Source organism: Streptomyces sp. DT2A-34, assembly GCF_030499515.1.
Taxonomy (GTDB): domain Bacteria; phylum Actinomycetota; class Actinomycetes; order Streptomycetales; family Streptomycetaceae; genus Streptomyces.
This window is the reverse complement of sequence record NZ_JASTWJ010000001.1, coordinates 3,093,854-3,109,197: the sequence shown is the minus strand read 5'-3', so window position 1 is coordinate 3,109,197 and position 15,344 is coordinate 3,093,854. Positions and strand designations below refer to the sequence as shown.

Sequence of the window (15,344 nt, the reverse complement as noted above, 5' to 3'; positions counted from 1 at the left end):
CCGGTGCGGAGAGGCTCTCTGCTCCGCATCGTGAGGATTAGACCGGGGTGGCGGGTTTGTATGGCGGATGTGCGCGGTTCGGCGTAATCCGGTCACCCGTCGGAGTTGTCCGGCTTGCCCTGCGGCGTGGCGTCCGGCTTGGACCACGGCCAGTTCAGGCGGCGGGACTGCTTCCCTTCCGGGTCGTACTCGTACTTCCAGCGTCGGGACAGGCCCGTGCGGGCGCCCGGGGTGCGGGGTACGCGGTGGTAGACGAGGACGGTCGGCGGGCCGCCGTGCGGGTCGGGGACGGGGATGCGGTACGTCTTGGGCGGGTGGCCTGTGATGCCCAGGAGCACCGGGAGTACACGGCCGTCCATGGGGCCGCCCTCGAAGGGGGTCTCTTCGCTCTTCACGGCACCAGTCTCAGCTATCCGTTCTCAGCTGTCCGTTCTCAGCTGTCCGTCGTCAGCTTCTGCGTCAGTGCCGCGGTCTGTGGGTCCCGGTCCGCCGTGACCGAGAGTACGGCGACGAACTGGTCGACCAGCCAGTCCCGTAGTTCCTCGACGGGGGGCTGCTTGTCCTCGTCGAGCCAGATGAGGGAGGCCGCCTCCACCGCGGTGATCCACATCCGTACGGTCATGCGCAGGCGGAGGCCGGGGTCGGTGACCTCCAGGTGGCTGAGGATGTGCTCGGCCGCGGCGCGGCGTACGCCGTCGACGATCGCCGTCGTACGAGACGTCTCCACGACGCTGCCGCCCTGGAGCAGCGCGCTGAATCCGGCGTCGTGCTCGTCCACGAAGGCGAGGTAGCGGTCCAGGGCGCGGGCGAGGCGGGGGAGGAGCGGGCCGTTCGGGGGTTCGTCGAAGCAGCGCTGGAGCTCTTCGGCGGCCGAGCGGAGGGCGGCCTCGTAGAGCTGTTGCTTGCCGCCGGGGAAGTAGCGGTACACCAGGGGCCGGGAGACGCCGGCCGCCTCTGCCACGTCGTCCAGGGAGACGTCCTCGGGGGCGCGGTGGGCGAAGAGGGTGAGCGCGGCGTTGAGGAGCTGGGTGCGGCGTTCCTCGACGCTCAGGCGGCGGTACGCGGGGGCGGCGGGCATGGGATGAAGCCTAGTCGCCGTGGGGGGTGCGGGGATTTGGCGGCTGGGGGTGCGTGGTGGCTGATCGCGCCCACGCGGCGGAGCCGCATATCGAATACAGCACCGCGCCCCTTAACGGCGCTGCAGCGCCGTCGGCCGGCAGCCCCCTGGCCTGCGGGCAGTCGTGCCGCTGGGGCGGCACGGGTGGGCGCAGGCGGGCACCCCGCAAGCGCGGGCGAGCGTCCCAACCCCGCGCCGGCCCCGACTCACGCCAGCAAACCGGACGACCTCCACAGCCGCCGCCCAACCCCCCGCAGCACCCCGATGTCGTCCAGGAAGTCCGTCAGCTTCTTCGCCCCCGTCTGCATGATCTCCCGCCGGTGCCCGCTCGCCTTCACCTGCGCCATCGCCTCCCTCTTGTCCAGGCCCACGTTCGTGTAGACCTCGGGATTCACGAACGCCACCGAGAACACCCGCGCGAACTCACCGGAGGTCACCCGCGTGAACTCCTGGGACCACTTCGGTGCCGTCACCATCTGGCGGCGCAGCTCCTCACGGGCGTAGCGGACGTGGCGGGCCTCCTCGACCACGTGGATGCGGGTGACGCCGCGTATCAGGGGCTGTATTCGTTCGTCGGGGAACGTCAGCCGCTGCATCCAGTCGAGGACCTCCTCGCCGAGGAGGGTCGCCGTGAAGGAGCCGGGGGTGGTGGAGATCGTCTTGAAGAGGCGGCCCAGGTTCTGGTGGGCGCGGCTGACGGGGTACCAGGGGGTGCCGCCGTGGGAGATCAGGCGGGCGAACATCTTCGAGTGGCGGCACTCGTCCTCGATCTCGGTGAGGGCGTAGCGCACGTGGGCGCTCGTTGCCGCCTTGTCGTAGATGTGGCGGACCAGGAGCTGCATGAGGATGATCTCGAACCAGATCCCCAGGGAGGCGAGCGCGGCGGCCTCGTGCCGGGAGAGGAGGAGGCGCTGCTCCTCGCTCATCCGCTTCCACAGGGGGGTGTCGTAGAGGGAGAGCAGCTCCGGCGGCCAGAACCACTTGCCCTCCTCGAAGGGCGCGTCCCAGTCCAGCTCCGTGTCGGGGTCGAAGGAGTGCTTGACGGAGGAGGCGAGGAGGCGTTCGGCCACCTGTTCGCGGTCCTTGAGCAGGCCGAGTGCGTCGCGCAGGCCGTCCAGCGCGTCGGCGTCCGTCAGGGTCGTCATCGGTCCCTCACCTCGTTACCGGGGGTACGTCGTCCGCGTCTTATGAGACTGCTTGTCAGCAAGCCCGTCAATCCCCCGCGCAGGACTTGTTGACCCGGCGTCTACTCCGTGTGAGCCTGCCGGACATGCCGACATTCGACGTGTACGCCACCGATCCGGGGGACCCTCTGTGGCAGGTGCCGGCGACCGGCGCGGCGCGCTTCAGCTGGGAGTACGACGACGGCCGCGAACGGCTGCTGGCCCTGTACCAGAAGGGCAAGGACAAGCAGTGGGACGGGCAGCTGAGGATCGACTGGGACCTGGAGGTCGATCCGTACGACGCGCTCGGTACGCCGGAAGAGGCGATGGCGCTGTACGGGACGCCGTACTGGGCGAAGATGAGCGAGCGGGAGAAGGGCGAGCTGCGCAAGCACTACGCCTCCTGGCAGTTCAGCCAGTTCCTGCACGGTGAGCAGGGCGCGATGATCTGTGCGGCGCGGATCGTGGAGTCGGTGCCCGACATGGACGCGAAGTTCTACTCGGCGACCCAGACGACGGACGAGGCGCGGCATGCCGAGATCTACGGTCGCTTTCTGCACGAGAAGATCGGGATGGTCTATCCGATCAACGACAACCTTCAGTCGTTGCTGGGTGACACGCTGCGTGACAGTCGATGGGACATGCCGTACCTCGGTATGCAGGTGTTGATCGAGGGGCTCGCGCTGGCCGCCTTCGGGATGATCCGGGACACCACCAACAAGCCGTTGCCCAAGCAGATCCTGGCGTATGTGATGCAGGACGAGGCGCGGCACGTGGCCTTCGGGCGTATGGCGCTGCGGGACTACTACAAGCAGCTGACCGATGCCGAGCTGCGGGAGCGCGAGGAGTTCGTCATCGAGGGCTGCTATCTGATGCGCGACCGGCTGCGGGGCGTGGAGGTCCTGGAGAATTTCGGGATTCCGAAGGCCGAGGCGGAGCAGCTCAGTGAGCGGTCCGAATTCCTGCAGCTGTTCCGCCGGCTGCTCTTCTCCCGCATCGTCCCCTGTGTGAAAGACATCGGGCTGTGGGGTGAGCGCCTCCAGCAGGCCTATGTGGACATGGGGGTGTTCGAGATGGGGGACTCGAATCTGGACCTGCTGATGGCTCAGGACGTGGAGATCGCCGAGAAGCTCGACGCCGAGCGGTTCGCGGTGGAGGAGCGGGAGCGGGTGGCGGAGGTGGAGGGGGCGATCAAGGCCGGGGACGAGGGCTAGACCGAGCAGCCCAGGTCGTCCGGCACCTCGCCCAGTACCGGCTCCGCCCCCTGCGGCGGGAACGACGTGCGCAGGGTGAAGGCGTACGGGGTCGGGCCGTTCGTGCGCAGGTGCAGGAGGCGGGACTCCGCCTCCGCGACCGTCGGGCGGTGGCCGGCGGGGACCCACCACAGGGCCGTCATCGCCTCCTGCACCCGTTCGAACCACTCCCGGCGGCGGGCCAGCATCTCGCGGTGGCGGCCCTGGTACATGTACGCGGTCAGGGCGTTCGTGTCCCGCCACATCGTCAGGTTGATGATCAGCCACTCGTCGCCGAAGACGCTCACGTCGGTCGCGTCGCCGGAGTCGCCCTTCAGCCGCCAGACGAAGCCGTCGGCGGCATCGGCGTCGGCGTTGACGGGCTCGAGGTTGTCGACGAAGTCCTTCAACTGCGGAGAATCCAGCGGGGCCTTGAGGCGGGCGATGTTGACCTGGGCCAGTTCGTAGGCGGCTTCCGGGGTGGCTGATGTCGTCATGGACCGAACGATAGGTCGGGGCGCAGCCGCAGGCCCAGGGGGCGTCTCAGTACGTGGGCACATGTCCCCCTTTCACAGGCGGGAGGGCACGTGCGTGAGTACCTGTGTACCGGCGTCTTACGGGCGGGAAACCGTGCCCTGACCGGCCCGCCCGTAGCCTCGCGGGGCATGACGGGGAATGTACTGACCACCCTCCGCTCCATCGTCCGCCGCCCGGCCGGCCTTCCCGGCTGGAACTCCATCCGCGGCCGGATGGCCATCGTGCTGGCCGTTCCGACCTGTCTGCTGCTCGCCCTGATCGGGCTCGGCGTCGCCGACCGTGCCGCCGACTGGTCCGCCGCCCGGGGGACCGAGGCGCATGTCGGGGTGCTGTTGCGGGCGCAGGAGCTCGTCCGGGAGGTGCAGCGCGAACGCGGGCTGACCAACGGGCTGTTGGCGGGTGAGGAGGGGTACCGCGACGACGTCGCCGCGCAGCGCGGCCGTACCGACGAGGCACGGGACGCCCTGCGTGCCGCGCTCGACGAGGAGAGCGGTGCGCTGCCCGACGCCGCGGTCTCCGCGCTGCGGGCCGCGGATGTTCCGCTCGCCGCCCTCACCGCCACTCGCGAGGACGTCGACGCCGGCACCGCCGACCGTGCCGCCACCCTGCGGACGTACACCAAGGCCGTCACCGCCCTCATCGACGCCGAGTCGGCCGGCGCCCCGGACGGCGACCGGCGTATCGCGCAGGGCGTGCAGGCGCTCCAGGCGCTCGGCCGGGCGACGGAGGCGGTCGCTCTCGAACGCGGCTCCCTCAACGGGGTGTTCGCGGCCGGGCGGTTCCGGGCCGGTGAGTACCTCGACTTCACGGAGGTCCGGGCCACCCGGGTGGCCGCCCTGGGGCAGTTCCGGCAACTGGCGGGGGACGGCGAGGAGTCCGCGCTCGACGGCGCCTTCGGTACGGCCGCCGCGCGCCGCGTCGCCGGGTACGAGGCGCGGGCCGAGCGGGGGGCCGACGGGTCCGCTCTCGCCGTTGCCCCCGGCCGCTGGTGGGCCGACATGACGACCCTCGTCGACGATCTGCACGACGTGCAGCGGGCGGTCGGGGACGACGTCCGTGCGCGGGCCGCCGAGGCCGGTTCCGCCGCCACGCGTCAGCTCGGCGGCTTCCTCGCGCTCGCGGCGCTGATCCTCGCCGTGGCCGTCGCGCTCGCCGTCTTCTCGGCCCGCTCCATCACCCGGCCGCTGGGCGCCCTCGCCGACGAGGCGGACGCCGTCGCCGGGAGCCGGCTGCCCGAGGCCGTCCGGCGGATCCAGGAGGCCGGCCCCGACGGCCCGGTCGCGCCGGAGCCCGGGCGGCCCGAACTGTCCGGTGGCGCACGGGAGATCAGCCGTCTGGCCGCCGCCCTGCGGGGAGTCGAGGACACCGCCGTCGGCCTCGCCGCCCAGCAGGCCGTGCTGCGCCGCACCAGCACCGAGTCCCTGGCCAGTCTCGGCCGCCGCAACCAGAGCCTGCTCAACCGGCAGCTCGGCCTGATCACCACCCTGGAGAGCCAGGAGCTCGACCCGGACGCCCTCACCGAGCTCTTCGAACTCGACCACCTGGCCACCCGGATGCGCCGCAACGCCGAGTCCCTGCTGGTACTCGCCGGTGAGGAGTCGCCGGCCCGGTCCTGGAAGGGCACGGTCGCCGTCGCCGACGTGGTGCGCTCGGCCGTGTCGGAGGTCGAGCAGTACCGCAGGGTGGCCGCGGTGGACATCCAGCAGTGCGGTGTCCGCGGCCACTGCGTCGCCGAACTGTCCCACCTCCTGGCGGAGTTGGTGGAGAACGCCCTGATGTTCAGCCCGCCCAAGCAGCCCGTGGAGGTCTACGGCTGGCGGGACGGCGCCGAGTACTGCCTGGCCGTGGTGGACCGGGGGATCGGGATGACCCCGGAGCGCATGGCCGCGTCCAACGCCGTGCTGTCGGGGAAGGGCGACTCCCTGCACACCGCCCCGACCCGGTTCCTCGGTCACCACGTCGTCGGCGCCCTCGCCGCCCGCCTCGGCGCCCATGTCGAGCTCCGCCCCACCCAGGGCACGGGGGTCACCGCGTACGTCGCCCTGCCGGCCGTTCTGATTCAGGAACCGACGTCAACTGCCGTCCTGCGAGGGTGACTTCAGCACCGCCTCCATCACCGCCCGCGCGATCGGCGCCGCGTCCCCGCCCCCGCTGATCTCGCCCCGGTCCGCGTCCGCGTCCTCCACGACCACCGCGACCGCGACCTTGGGCTCCAGGTCGCGGTCGCCCTGCGCCCAGGAGACGAACCAGGCGTACGGCGTGCCGGAGTTGCCGAGGCCGTGCTGGGCCGTGCCGGTCTTGCCGCCGACCGTCACGCCGGGGATCCAGGCGTTCGTGCCGGTGCCCTCGCGCACCGCGTCCGCCATCAGTTCCTTCAGGCGAACGCTCGTCGATGGGTGCATGGCCTGCCGGGTGGGGCGTGACCCGGCCGTCGACACCGTGCCGCCGCTCGCCCGGGTCGTGCGCTCCACGAGATACGGGGAGCGCACCTTGCCGCCGTTCGCCACGGCCGCCGCGACCATCGCCATCTGCAGCGGAGTGGCCCGCGTGTTGTACTGGCCGATCGACGACAGGGCGAGCTGAGCCCGGTCCACCTTCGGGTCGAAGGTGGACTCGGCGACCGAGAAGGGGATCCTCAGGTCCGCTTTGTTGAAACCGAAGGCCGCCGCCGTCGCGGCCATCCGCTTCGCCCCCACCCGCACACCCAGCTTGGCGAACACCGTGTTGCACGACCACTCGAAGGCTTTCCGCAGCGGAACGTCCTCGCAGCCCTCGGACTCGTTCGTCAGCGAGGTCCTGGTGCCCGGGAGACGGTAGGGATCCGGGGAGTCGGTCGGCTCGTCCAGGTCCTGGACCACGCCCGAGTCCAACGCGGCCGCCGCGGTCACCACCTTGAAGGTCGAGCCCGGCGGATACGTCTTGCGCACCGCCCGGTTGAGCATCGGCTTGTCCGCGTCACCGTTCAGCGACTTCCACGACCGGGTCACGGACGAGCCGTTCCCGGACAGTACGGACGGGTCGTACGAGGGGGCGGACACCAGGGCCAGGATCCGCCCGGTCGCCGGCTCGATCGCTGCCACCGCGCCCTTGCGGCCGGCCAGCCCTTCGTACGCCGCCTCCTGCGCGCCCCGGTGCAGGGTGGTGACGACGTCGCCGCCGGGGTTCCGGCCGCGGGCGAGGCCCTTCCCCAGCGGGAACGGCGAGAGCAGCGGGTCGGTGCCGGACAGGACGCCGTCCTCGGTGTGCTCCAGGAGCGAGGTGCCGTACACCTGGGAGGCGTAGCCGGTGACGGGGGCGTACATCGGGCCGTTGGCGTACGTCCGTTCGTAGCGGAGGTGCTCCCCGGTGTCGTGGGAGCCGGTGACCGGTTCGCGGCCGACCAGGATGTCACCGCGCGGCTGCCCGTAACGGGCGAAGGTGGCGCGGCGGTTGGCGACGTTGTCGTCGTAGCCGGAAGCCTCGAAGACCTGCAGGCGGGTGGCGTTCACGAGCAGCGCGATCAGCAGCAGGGCGCAGAAGAACGCGGCATGCCGGATGTGCCGGGTCATCGGGCGGCCTCCGCCCGGTCGTCGTACGCCGTCGTACGGTCTGCCTCCTCGACCTTGGGAACGCCGAGCCGGCTGCGCGACCGGTCGCTCACCCGGATCAGCAGCGCCACCATCGCCCAGTTGGTCACCACCGACGAGCCTCCCTGGGCCAGGAACGGCATCGCCATGCCCGTCAGCGGGATCAGGCCCGTCACCCCGCCCGCGATCACGAACACCTGGAGCGCCAGGATCGAGGCGAGCCCCACCGCGAGCAGCCGGCCGAAGGGGTCCCGCAGCGCGAGGCCGGCCCGGTAGCCGCGCTCCACCAGCAGGCCGTAGAGGAGGAAGATCGCCGACAGGCCCGCCAGGCCCAGCTCCTCCCCGGCCGTCGCCAGGATGAAGTCCGACTTGGCCGCGAAGCCGATCAGGATGGAGTGGCCGAGCCCCAGTCCCGTGCCGAACATGCCGCCCGCCGCGAAGGCGAACAGGGACTGGGCCAGCTGGTTGGGGCCCTGGCCCGCGTCGATCGACGCGAACGGGTGCTGCCAGTCCTCGACCCTGCTGTGCACATGCGGCTCCAGCTGGCCGACGGCCACCGCCCCGAGCGCCGCGAGGAGCAGGCCGAGCGCGATCCAGCCGGTGCGGCCGGTGGCGACGTAGAGGAGGACCACGAACAGGCCGAAGAACAGCAGTGAGGTGCCGAGGTCGCGTTCGAGGATCAGCACCCCCACGCTCAGCAGCCAGATGGCGACGATCGGGCCGAGGACGCGCCCGGTGGGCAGTTGCAGTCGGTCGATCCCGAGGACACGACGGCCCGTGTACGCCAGCGCACTGCGGTTGGCGGCCAGATACGCCGCGAAGAACACCGCCAGCAGCACCTTCGCGAACTCGCCGGGCTGGATGGAGAATCCGGCGATCCGGATCCAGATGCGGGCGCCGTTCACGGCGGGGAAGAAGATCGGCAGGGTGAGGAGGGCGAGGGCGGCCACGACACAGACGTAGGAGTAGCGCTGGAGTACGCGATGGTCGCGCAGCAGGAGCACGACCACGATGAACAGCGCCACGCCCAGCGTGGACCAGACGAGTTGGGCGGGTGCCGCGTGGTCGCCCGGTGTCTCCAGGTCGAGCCGGTAGATCAGGACCAGGCCGAGGCCGTTGAGCAGCACGCCGATCGGCAGCAGCAGGGGGTCGGCGCAGGGGGCGCGCAGGCGCACCGCCAGATGGGCGACCAGCGCGAGCACACCGAGCCCGGCGCCGTAACCGGCGGCACCGGGTGGGACGGTGCCGTTCTTGGCGAGGCCGACCGCGCAGTAGCCGTACACGGAGAGCAGGACGGCCACGACGATCAGGGACAGTTCGATGCCACGGCGCCGGGGGAGACGTACGGCGGGAGCGGGCGCGTCCGCTGCCACCAGGGTGGTTCCGGTGGTTCCGGCCTTGGTCATGCCCGGAACCTACCCAAATAGTCCGTCTTGTGTGCCTTACGGCTCAGCACCAGCGCGGCGCGGGCCCGATGTTGTCGATGTACCGCGCCGCACCCCAGGCCCAGGTGCCGTCCGCGAGCAGGTACCACAGGGGGTTGCCCTGGACCCGCTGGCCCGGCGTCTTGCAGAAGATCCTGACGATGTCGCCCTTGTGGACGACCCGGATCACCTGGCTGCGCCGGTTGGGCGCACTGCGCAGCAGCAGGGTGTTCGCGGTGACGACCCCCTTGGCGAACCGTCGCCCGCCCTCGTCTCCGTCGCCCCCGGCCCCGCCTCCGTCGCCCCCGGCCCCGCCCCAGTCCTGGGATCCGCCCCCGTCGCCCCCGGCCCCGCCGTCCCCTTCGCCTCCACCCCCGTCGCCCTGGGATCCGCCCCAGTCGTCGCCCTGGGACGCACCCGAGTCGCTCCCGGACCCCCACTCGTCATCGGCGGCAGCGGGCGTGGCGAAGGCCGCGACGGTAAGAGCGCCGACGGCTATGGATATGGCGAGGCGCGAGCGCAGGGCCATGGGAACCTCCAGGAAAGAGGGGCGAACCTGACTAACCGCCACATTAAGAGCGCATCGGTAACGCCGCGCGCCACGCTGGGCCATAGGAGGCCGTGGGAGGCCCTGGCGGGCCGCAGGAGCGGGCACCGCCCCGTTCCCGCTTGCTTCCTAGCGGAGCGTCAGCGTGGCCACGGCCCCGCCGTCCGCCGCGTTGGCGAACGTCAGCCGTGCGCCGAGTACCTCCGCCTGCCCGAGCGCGATGGTCAGCCCCAGCCCGTGCCCCTTGGCTCCGCCCTCCGTACGGAACCGCTGCGGCCCATGCGCGAGGAGGTACTCCGGGTAGCCGGCCCCGTGATCCCGCACGGTGACCACCGGCCCGTCCACGGTCAGGGACACCGGCCCCCGCCCGTGCTTGTGCGCGTTCGCCACCAGATTCCCCAGCACCCGCTCAAGGCGCCGCCGGTCGGTCTCCACCACGGCGTCCCGTACGACGACGACCTCCGTGTCGGTTCCGGACCCGCGCACCACCCGCTCCGCGAGCGCCGCGAGCGGCTCGGTGTCCGACTCCAGCCGCTCCCGCCCGGTGTCCAGCCGGGAGATCTCCAGCAGATCCTCGGTCAGCGTGCGCAACGCGGCCACCCGGTCCCGCACCAGCTCCGTCGGCCGCCCCGGCGGCAGCAGCTCGGCCGCCGCGTGCAGCCCGGTCAACGGCGTGCGCAGCTCGTGCGCCACGTCCGCCGTGAACCGCTGCTCGGACAGCAGCTTGCTCTGCAGCGACGACGCCATGGAGTCGAGGGCGGCGGCGACGGCGGCCACCTCGTCCTGCGGCCTGGTCGGATCCTTCGTACGGGGATCGTCGACCCGCGCGTCCAGGTCGCCGCCGCTGATCCGCCGGGCCACCTGGGCCGTGGTGTGCAGCCGCCGCGTCACCCGGGTCACCGCGAACGCGCCCACCAGCAGCGTCGCCCCGATCGCCAGCACCGACGACCACAGGATCGCCCGGTCCAGCCCCTCGATGGTGCGCGCCTGCTGCGAGTAGTCGACCTCGACCGCGAGGGCCCGCTCGCCGTCGACCGGCCCCGCCGCCCACATCGTGGGGCGGCCGTGGTGGTCGGCGACCATCGTGCCGCGCTCCCCGGCCCACGCCAACTCCCGCAGGGACTCCGGCAGCTCCGGCGGATCCAGGCTGACGCGGTGCCCGAGCGGGTCCCCGGCCTCGAACGCCGCCGTCGCGTCCTCCAGCCGGGACAGCGCGAGGTCGCGGGCCTGGCCCACGGTCTGGTTCGTCACCGAGACGTGCACGAGGATGCCGAGCAGCGCCGCGAGCGCGCAGCACATCACCGTGATGAAGGCGGCGGCCTTCACGGCGAGCGTGCCGGCCCACTGGGGGAGCGCGAGTCTCATGGGGTGCTCGCCGAGGGGGAGGCGGACCGGGAGGGCGAGGCGGAATGCGAGGGCGAGGGCGACGGGTGGGGCGTCTTCTTGTGGTGGCCGGTGCGCAGCATCTCGTCGTGCGTGAGCAGCATCGCCTTCTGGTCCGCGGCCCAGGTCCACTGCAGCCGGTACTCGTAGCCGGCGACCTCGGACGGCGAGCGCAGGATCACCGACCGTCCGGCCAGCTCGACGCCGCTGAGGGCGTCGTCCCACCCCATCACCTGCACGAGCCTGCGCTTCTCGACGGTGTAGACGCGCACCGCGGTCGTCTTGCCGGGCATCAGCCGGAAGCCCAGCGTCAGCTCGGGGTGCCCGTCGCCGGTCAGATCCCGGTAGTACGGCTGGAGCACCGGGCATCTGCCGCGCCCGGCGCCCTTGGCGCACTCGGCCATCAAGCGGCCGGTCTGCCGGTACGTCGCGTCCTCGCCGGAGTAGTCGTCCGGACTCCCGGCGATCTCCTTGCGTACGACCGCCACCGGGTCCACGTCGCGGATGTCGCCCCCGGGGACGGTGACGCCCTTGACGGTCTCCCTGTTCACCTCGCCGATCTCATAGGCGGGGCTGGACGCCGGTGTCAGCTCCGGCCAGAGCTTGTCCGGGCTGACCGCGGTCTCGGTCGGGCCCGCGCCCTGGAGCCCCCCGGCGTCACCGCAGGCCGTCGCCGCCGTCAGCAGCAGTGCGGCGAGGGCACTGAGCGCGACGGCGCGCGTGGGGCGGCTGCGGGGCACGGTTCTCCTGGGGCTGGGACGGTCGTAGGCCCGTACACCCTATTCGTACGGAAGTCCTTTTTGCGCACCCGGTGGGCGGACGGGCGAAACGGTTACTCGGCGAGTTCCTCGAGGAGCCGGGCGGTCGACAGGCCGGCCCGGAGGTAGTCGACGAACAGGTCGTTGTGCAGGGCCCACGGAGAGCGGCGGGAGCGTATCAGCCGGATCGCCTGCTCGGCGGAGTGGCTCCGGCGGATCAGGGCGTGCGCGATGACGAGCCCCGAGCGGTTGTACCCGTGGTAACAGCGAACGAGGACCCTGCGGCCCTCGTCCAGCGCCTCGCACGCCGCCTCCGCCAGCCGTATCACCCCGGCCAGCTGGGTCCCGTCCAGCGGCCCGTCGGGAATCGGCCACACATGGTGCTCGACCCCGGGATCGGGCCCGTGCCCCGGCAGGCGCAGCAGAGTCTGTACGAGATCGAACTCGTCCTGTACGACGGCGAACTCCAGTTGTCCCGACGAACCCCGGAACTCGTGCCCGCCCATCCACAGGCCGGTCACGATCTCGCTCCACGGGCTGTCCGGAGCCGGTACGTCGGGTTGCTTCCTGCGGGTACGCAACGGCGCCTCCCCAACCACCCCTCCCGGGGGGTCTGCCCAACTCCTGGCAAAGGTAACCGGGTTCTTGCCCCCGCGGCACCCCGCCTGTTCCCATGGTCAGTGGGGTGATGGTGCATGAGCGGACTGCGCGTCATACCGACCTGGCGGCACGGCCGGGAGCGGCTCTACGTCTGCCTCACGGACGGGCGGAACCTCGCCTGGTACGACCGTGAGGCCGCCAGGATCAACCTGCTCAGCGACGACCGCCGGGAGGAGGTGCTGGAGGCGCTCGGCCCCTTCGTCACCGGACCGGTGACCGTGGGCCCGCCGCCGGTCCCCACACCCGCCGAGCTGGCCCGGCTGTCCCTGCACCCGGACGACGACCTCGCGCCCAACCGCCCCGGCGAGGCGCTCATCGTCTCCCTCGACCGGGATCCGGCCCGCTCCCACCGGCTGCGCCGCCCCGAGCCGCGGCTGCGGGCGCTGACCGCGGAGCAGACGGTCGGCGAGGCGCTGGACCGGCTGGACGGTGCGGGCTGGCACGCGCTGCACTCCATTCCGCTTCCCGGCGGCGACCGCATCCACCATCTGGTGATCGGGCCGGGTGGGCTGTTCGTGCTGCACAGCCTGTACGCCCGTAAGCAGAAGGTGACCGTCGCCGATCCGATGGTCTCCCTCGGGCGCCGCGAACCGTATCCCCTGCTGCGCCGCGTCCGCGCCGACGCCGACCGCGCCTCGTACGCCCTGACCGCGGAGGTCCGCCCGGTCCTCGTGCTGGTCGGGCCGGCCGACGTGGCGATACCCGGGCCGTTGCGGGAGGTCCGGGTGCTCAGGGACGCGGAGGTGGAGGGGCTGGCTCGGCTGGGTGGGTTGTTGAAGCCGGCGGATGTGGAGGCGCTGCATGCGATGGCGAGGGACCGGCGCGTGTGGGGTGCCCCCGGCTGAACCGTGGGGGTCGGCTGAGTGCACGTCGGCCGAGTGCGCGGGTCGGCTGGGGTGGCCGTCCCTGGGGGCTGCCGCCCCCGGACCCCCGCTTCGGCCCTGACGGGCCTCGTCCTCAAGCGCCGGACGGGCTAAATATCCGGCAGCGCGCCCGCCCGGTCCGTGTCCAGGAGCGGTGCCAGCAGGTCGCCGTAGTCCTGGACCCGTGGGGCCAGGTCCGGGGCGAGGAAGGTCAGGGAGCGGGGGGAGCGGCAGTCCTGTACCTCCTCCCAGGTGACCGGCGCGGACACGGTGGGGGCGCGGCGGGCGCGCAGGGTGTAGGGCGTGGCCGTGGTCTTGCGGGCGGCGTTCTGGCTCCAGTCGACGAAGACCTTGCCGGGCCGCAGGCTCTTCGTCATCCGGTGGATCACGAGCCGGGGCATGGCCTTCTCGGCCTCCACGGCGAGTTCCTTGGCGTACTCGGTGGCCTGCTCGGAGGAGGCCGGCCGGATGGCGGCGGCGAGGTGGAGGCCCTTCGAGCCGGAGGTCTTGGCGTAGGCCTCGATGCCGTCGGCGGCCAGCCGTTCCCGCAGCCAGAGGGCGACCTCGCAGCACTCGACCACGGTGGCGGGCGAGCCGGGGTCGAGGTCGAAGACCAGCCGGTCGGCCTCGCCGGGCGCGTCGATCAGCCACTGGGGGGTGTGGAACTCCGTGACGAGGTTGGCCGCCCACATCAGCGAGGGCAGATCCTGCACCAGCACCATCCGCGCCGGCCCCTCCGCACGGGGCACCTCGGCGGTGGTGACCCACTCGGGCGTACCCGGCGGCACGTTCTTGGTGAAGAACACCTGTCCGTCCGGCCCGTCCGGGTAGCGCAGGAAGGACACCGGCCGGTCGCGCAGATGCGGCAGCAGTACGTCGGCGATGGTCGCGTAGTAGTGCAGCACCTCGCCCTTGGCGAACCCGGCCGCCGGATACAGCACCTTCTCCAGGTTGCTGAGCGCGAGCCGCCGTCCCTCCACCTCTGTGATCGGCGTCATACGATGAGAATCACATGAAACCGGTCGGAATCGCCTCGAAAGGTGCTGAACGTGCGATCCATCTGGAACGGCGCCATCTCCTTCGGCCTGGTCAGCATCCCGATCAAGGTGGTGAACGCGACCGAGAGCCACTCGATCTCCTTCCGCCAGATCCACACCGAGGACGGCGGCCGGATCCGCTACCGCAAGTTCTGCGAACTGGAGGACCGCGAGGTCACCCAGGGCGAGATCGGCAAGGGATACGAGGACGCGGACGGCTCGATCATCCCCATCTCCGACGAGGACCTGGCCGAGCTGCCGATCCCGACCGCGAAGACGATCGAGATCGTGGCCTTCGTCCCGGAGGACCGGATCGACCCGCTCCAGATGGACGCGGCGTACTACCTCGCCGCGAGCGGCGCCCCGGCCGCCAAGCCGTACACCCTGCTGCGCGAGGCGCTCAAGCGCAGCAACAAGGTCGCCATCGCCAAGTTCGCGCTGCGCGGCCGGGAACGGCTGGGCATGCTCCGGGTCGTCGGTGACGCCATCGCCATGCACGGCCTGCTCTGGCCCGACGAGGTCCGCGCCCCGGAGGGCGTCGCCCCCGACACCGGTGTCACCGTCCGTGACAAGGAACTCGACCTCGCGGACGCCCTGATGGACACGCTCGGCGAGGTCGACCTCGACGATCTGCACGACGAGTACCGCGAGGCCGTCGAGGAGGTCATCGCCGCGAAGGCGGCCGGCGAGGCCCCGCCCTCCGCGCCCGAACCCGCCACCGGCGGCAAGGTCCTCGACCTCATGGCGGCGCTGGAGAGCAGCGTGCGTGCGGCGAAGGAGTCGCGCGGCGAGGAGCCGGCGGAGGTCAGACGTCTGCCGGAGCGCAAGTCGGCCAGGGCGGCCCCGAAGCAGGCGGCGGGCAAGAAGTCGACGGCGACGAAGAAGACGGCGGCGAAGAAGACGGCGGCGGCCAAGAAGTCCACGTCGAAGACGGCCCAGGGGACGAAGAAGACGGCGGCGAAGAGCACGGCGAAGAGCACGGCGAAGCAGAGCACGGCCAAGACCGCGAAGAGCGCCAAGAAGACGGCGGCCCGCAAGCGCAGCGCGTGAGTGGGGG

The 15,344-nt window shown here is 71.7% G+C and carries 15 protein-coding genes; 4 read left to right on the top strand and 11 right to left on the bottom strand.

Annotated elements, in window-relative coordinates:
* Nucleotides 1–92: 92 nt before the first annotated feature.
* From QQM39_RS13400 to QQM39_RS13390, 3 genes are all read right to left on the bottom strand, one after another.
* Nucleotides 93–395 (bottom strand): hypothetical protein, encoded by a 303-nt coding sequence (locus QQM39_RS13400; protein ID WP_301996929.1) that lies wholly within the window; start codon nucleotides 393–395, stop codon nucleotides 93–95.
* 38 nt (nucleotides 396–433) lie between these two features.
* Nucleotides 434–1,078, bottom strand: a complete 645-nt coding sequence (locus QQM39_RS13395; RefSeq protein WP_301996928.1) for a TetR/AcrR family transcriptional regulator — start codon at nucleotides 1,076–1,078, stop codon at nucleotides 434–436.
* Nucleotides 1,079–1,323: 245 nt separating this feature from the next.
* Nucleotides 1,324–2,262 (bottom strand): diiron oxygenase, encoded by a 939-nt coding sequence (locus tag QQM39_RS13390; RefSeq protein WP_301996927.1) that lies wholly within the window; start codon nucleotides 2,260–2,262, stop codon nucleotides 1,324–1,326.
* A 125-nt stretch (nucleotides 2,263–2,387) separates the two neighbouring features.
* On the opposite strand from QQM39_RS13390, the gene QQM39_RS13385 reads away from it, so the two are divergent.
* Nucleotides 2,388–3,494 (top strand): ferritin-like domain-containing protein, encoded by a 1,107-nt coding sequence (locus QQM39_RS13385; protein WP_301996926.1) that lies wholly within the window; start codon nucleotides 2,388–2,390, stop codon nucleotides 3,492–3,494.
* On the opposite strand, the gene QQM39_RS13380 is transcribed toward QQM39_RS13385, so the two are convergent.
* The gene (locus QQM39_RS13380; protein ID WP_301996925.1) at nucleotides 3,491–4,009 is read right to left on the bottom strand and encodes a DUF3291 domain-containing protein; all 519 of its coding nucleotides are present in this window, start codon (nucleotides 4,007–4,009) and stop codon (nucleotides 3,491–3,493) included. The genes QQM39_RS13385 and QQM39_RS13380 overlap by 4 nt on opposite strands.
* Nucleotides 4,010–4,177: 168 nt before the next feature.
* Between QQM39_RS13380 and QQM39_RS13375 the strand changes: the two genes are divergently transcribed.
* Nucleotides 4,178–6,145 carry a nitrate- and nitrite sensing domain-containing protein gene (locus QQM39_RS13375; RefSeq protein WP_301996924.1) on the top strand — a complete coding sequence of 656 codons (1,968 nt, stop codon included), beginning with the start codon at nucleotides 4,178–4,180 and terminating at the stop codon, nucleotides 6,143–6,145.
* Here QQM39_RS13375 and QQM39_RS13370 read toward each other — a convergent pair.
* From QQM39_RS13370 to QQM39_RS13345, 6 genes are all read right to left on the bottom strand, one after another.
* Complete coding sequence (locus QQM39_RS13370; RefSeq protein WP_301996923.1) at nucleotides 6,122–7,597, bottom strand: penicillin-binding transpeptidase domain-containing protein; 1,476 nt, start codon at nucleotides 7,595–7,597, stop codon at nucleotides 6,122–6,124. The two genes, QQM39_RS13375 and QQM39_RS13370, sit on opposite strands and share 24 nt — an antisense overlap.
* The gene (locus QQM39_RS13365) at nucleotides 7,594–9,021 is read right to left on the bottom strand and encodes an FtsW/RodA/SpoVE family cell cycle protein (protein ID WP_301996922.1); all 1,428 of its coding nucleotides are present in this window, start codon (nucleotides 9,019–9,021) and stop codon (nucleotides 7,594–7,596) included. Before QQM39_RS13365 ends, QQM39_RS13370 begins: the two co-directional genes overlap by 4 nt.
* Before the next feature lie 43 nt (nucleotides 9,022–9,064).
* Nucleotides 9,065–9,568 (bottom strand): SH3 domain-containing protein, encoded by a 504-nt coding sequence (locus QQM39_RS13360; RefSeq protein ID WP_301996921.1) that lies wholly within the window; start codon nucleotides 9,566–9,568, stop codon nucleotides 9,065–9,067.
* 147 nt (nucleotides 9,569–9,715) lie between these two features.
* Entirely contained in the window at nucleotides 9,716–10,951 is a 1,236-nt protein-coding gene (locus QQM39_RS13355) for a HAMP domain-containing sensor histidine kinase (RefSeq protein WP_301996920.1), read from the bottom strand.
* Nucleotides 10,948–11,709: a hypothetical protein gene (locus tag QQM39_RS13350; protein WP_301996919.1), complete on the bottom strand. Its 762-nt coding sequence runs from the start codon at nucleotides 11,707–11,709 to the stop codon at nucleotides 10,948–10,950. Before QQM39_RS13350 ends, QQM39_RS13355 begins: the two co-directional genes overlap by 4 nt.
* A 92-nt stretch (nucleotides 11,710–11,801) precedes the next feature.
* Nucleotides 11,802–12,308 (bottom strand): dual specificity protein phosphatase family protein, encoded by a 507-nt coding sequence (locus tag QQM39_RS13345; RefSeq protein WP_301996918.1) that lies wholly within the window; start codon nucleotides 12,306–12,308, stop codon nucleotides 11,802–11,804.
* Between the two features lie 114 nt (nucleotides 12,309–12,422).
* Between QQM39_RS13345 and QQM39_RS13340 the strand changes: the two genes are divergently transcribed.
* Entirely contained in the window at nucleotides 12,423–13,232 is an 810-nt protein-coding gene (locus QQM39_RS13340; RefSeq protein WP_301996917.1) for a nuclease-related domain-containing protein, read from the top strand.
* A 128-nt stretch (nucleotides 13,233–13,360) separates the two neighbouring features.
* Here the strand turns inward: QQM39_RS13340 and ligD are convergent, their stop codons facing one another.
* Nucleotides 13,361–14,248 carry a non-homologous end-joining DNA ligase gene (gene ligD, locus QQM39_RS13335; RefSeq protein WP_301996916.1) on the bottom strand — a complete coding sequence of 296 codons (888 nt, stop codon included), beginning with the start codon at nucleotides 14,246–14,248 and terminating at the stop codon, nucleotides 13,361–13,363.
* Between the two features lie 51 nt (nucleotides 14,249–14,299).
* Here ligD and QQM39_RS13330 point away from each other — a divergent pair, with 51 nt between their 5' ends.
* Complete coding sequence (locus QQM39_RS13330) at nucleotides 14,300–15,337, top strand: Ku protein (protein WP_301996915.1); 1,038 nt, start codon at nucleotides 14,300–14,302, stop codon at nucleotides 15,335–15,337.
* Nucleotides 15,338–15,344 lie beyond the last annotated feature (7 nt).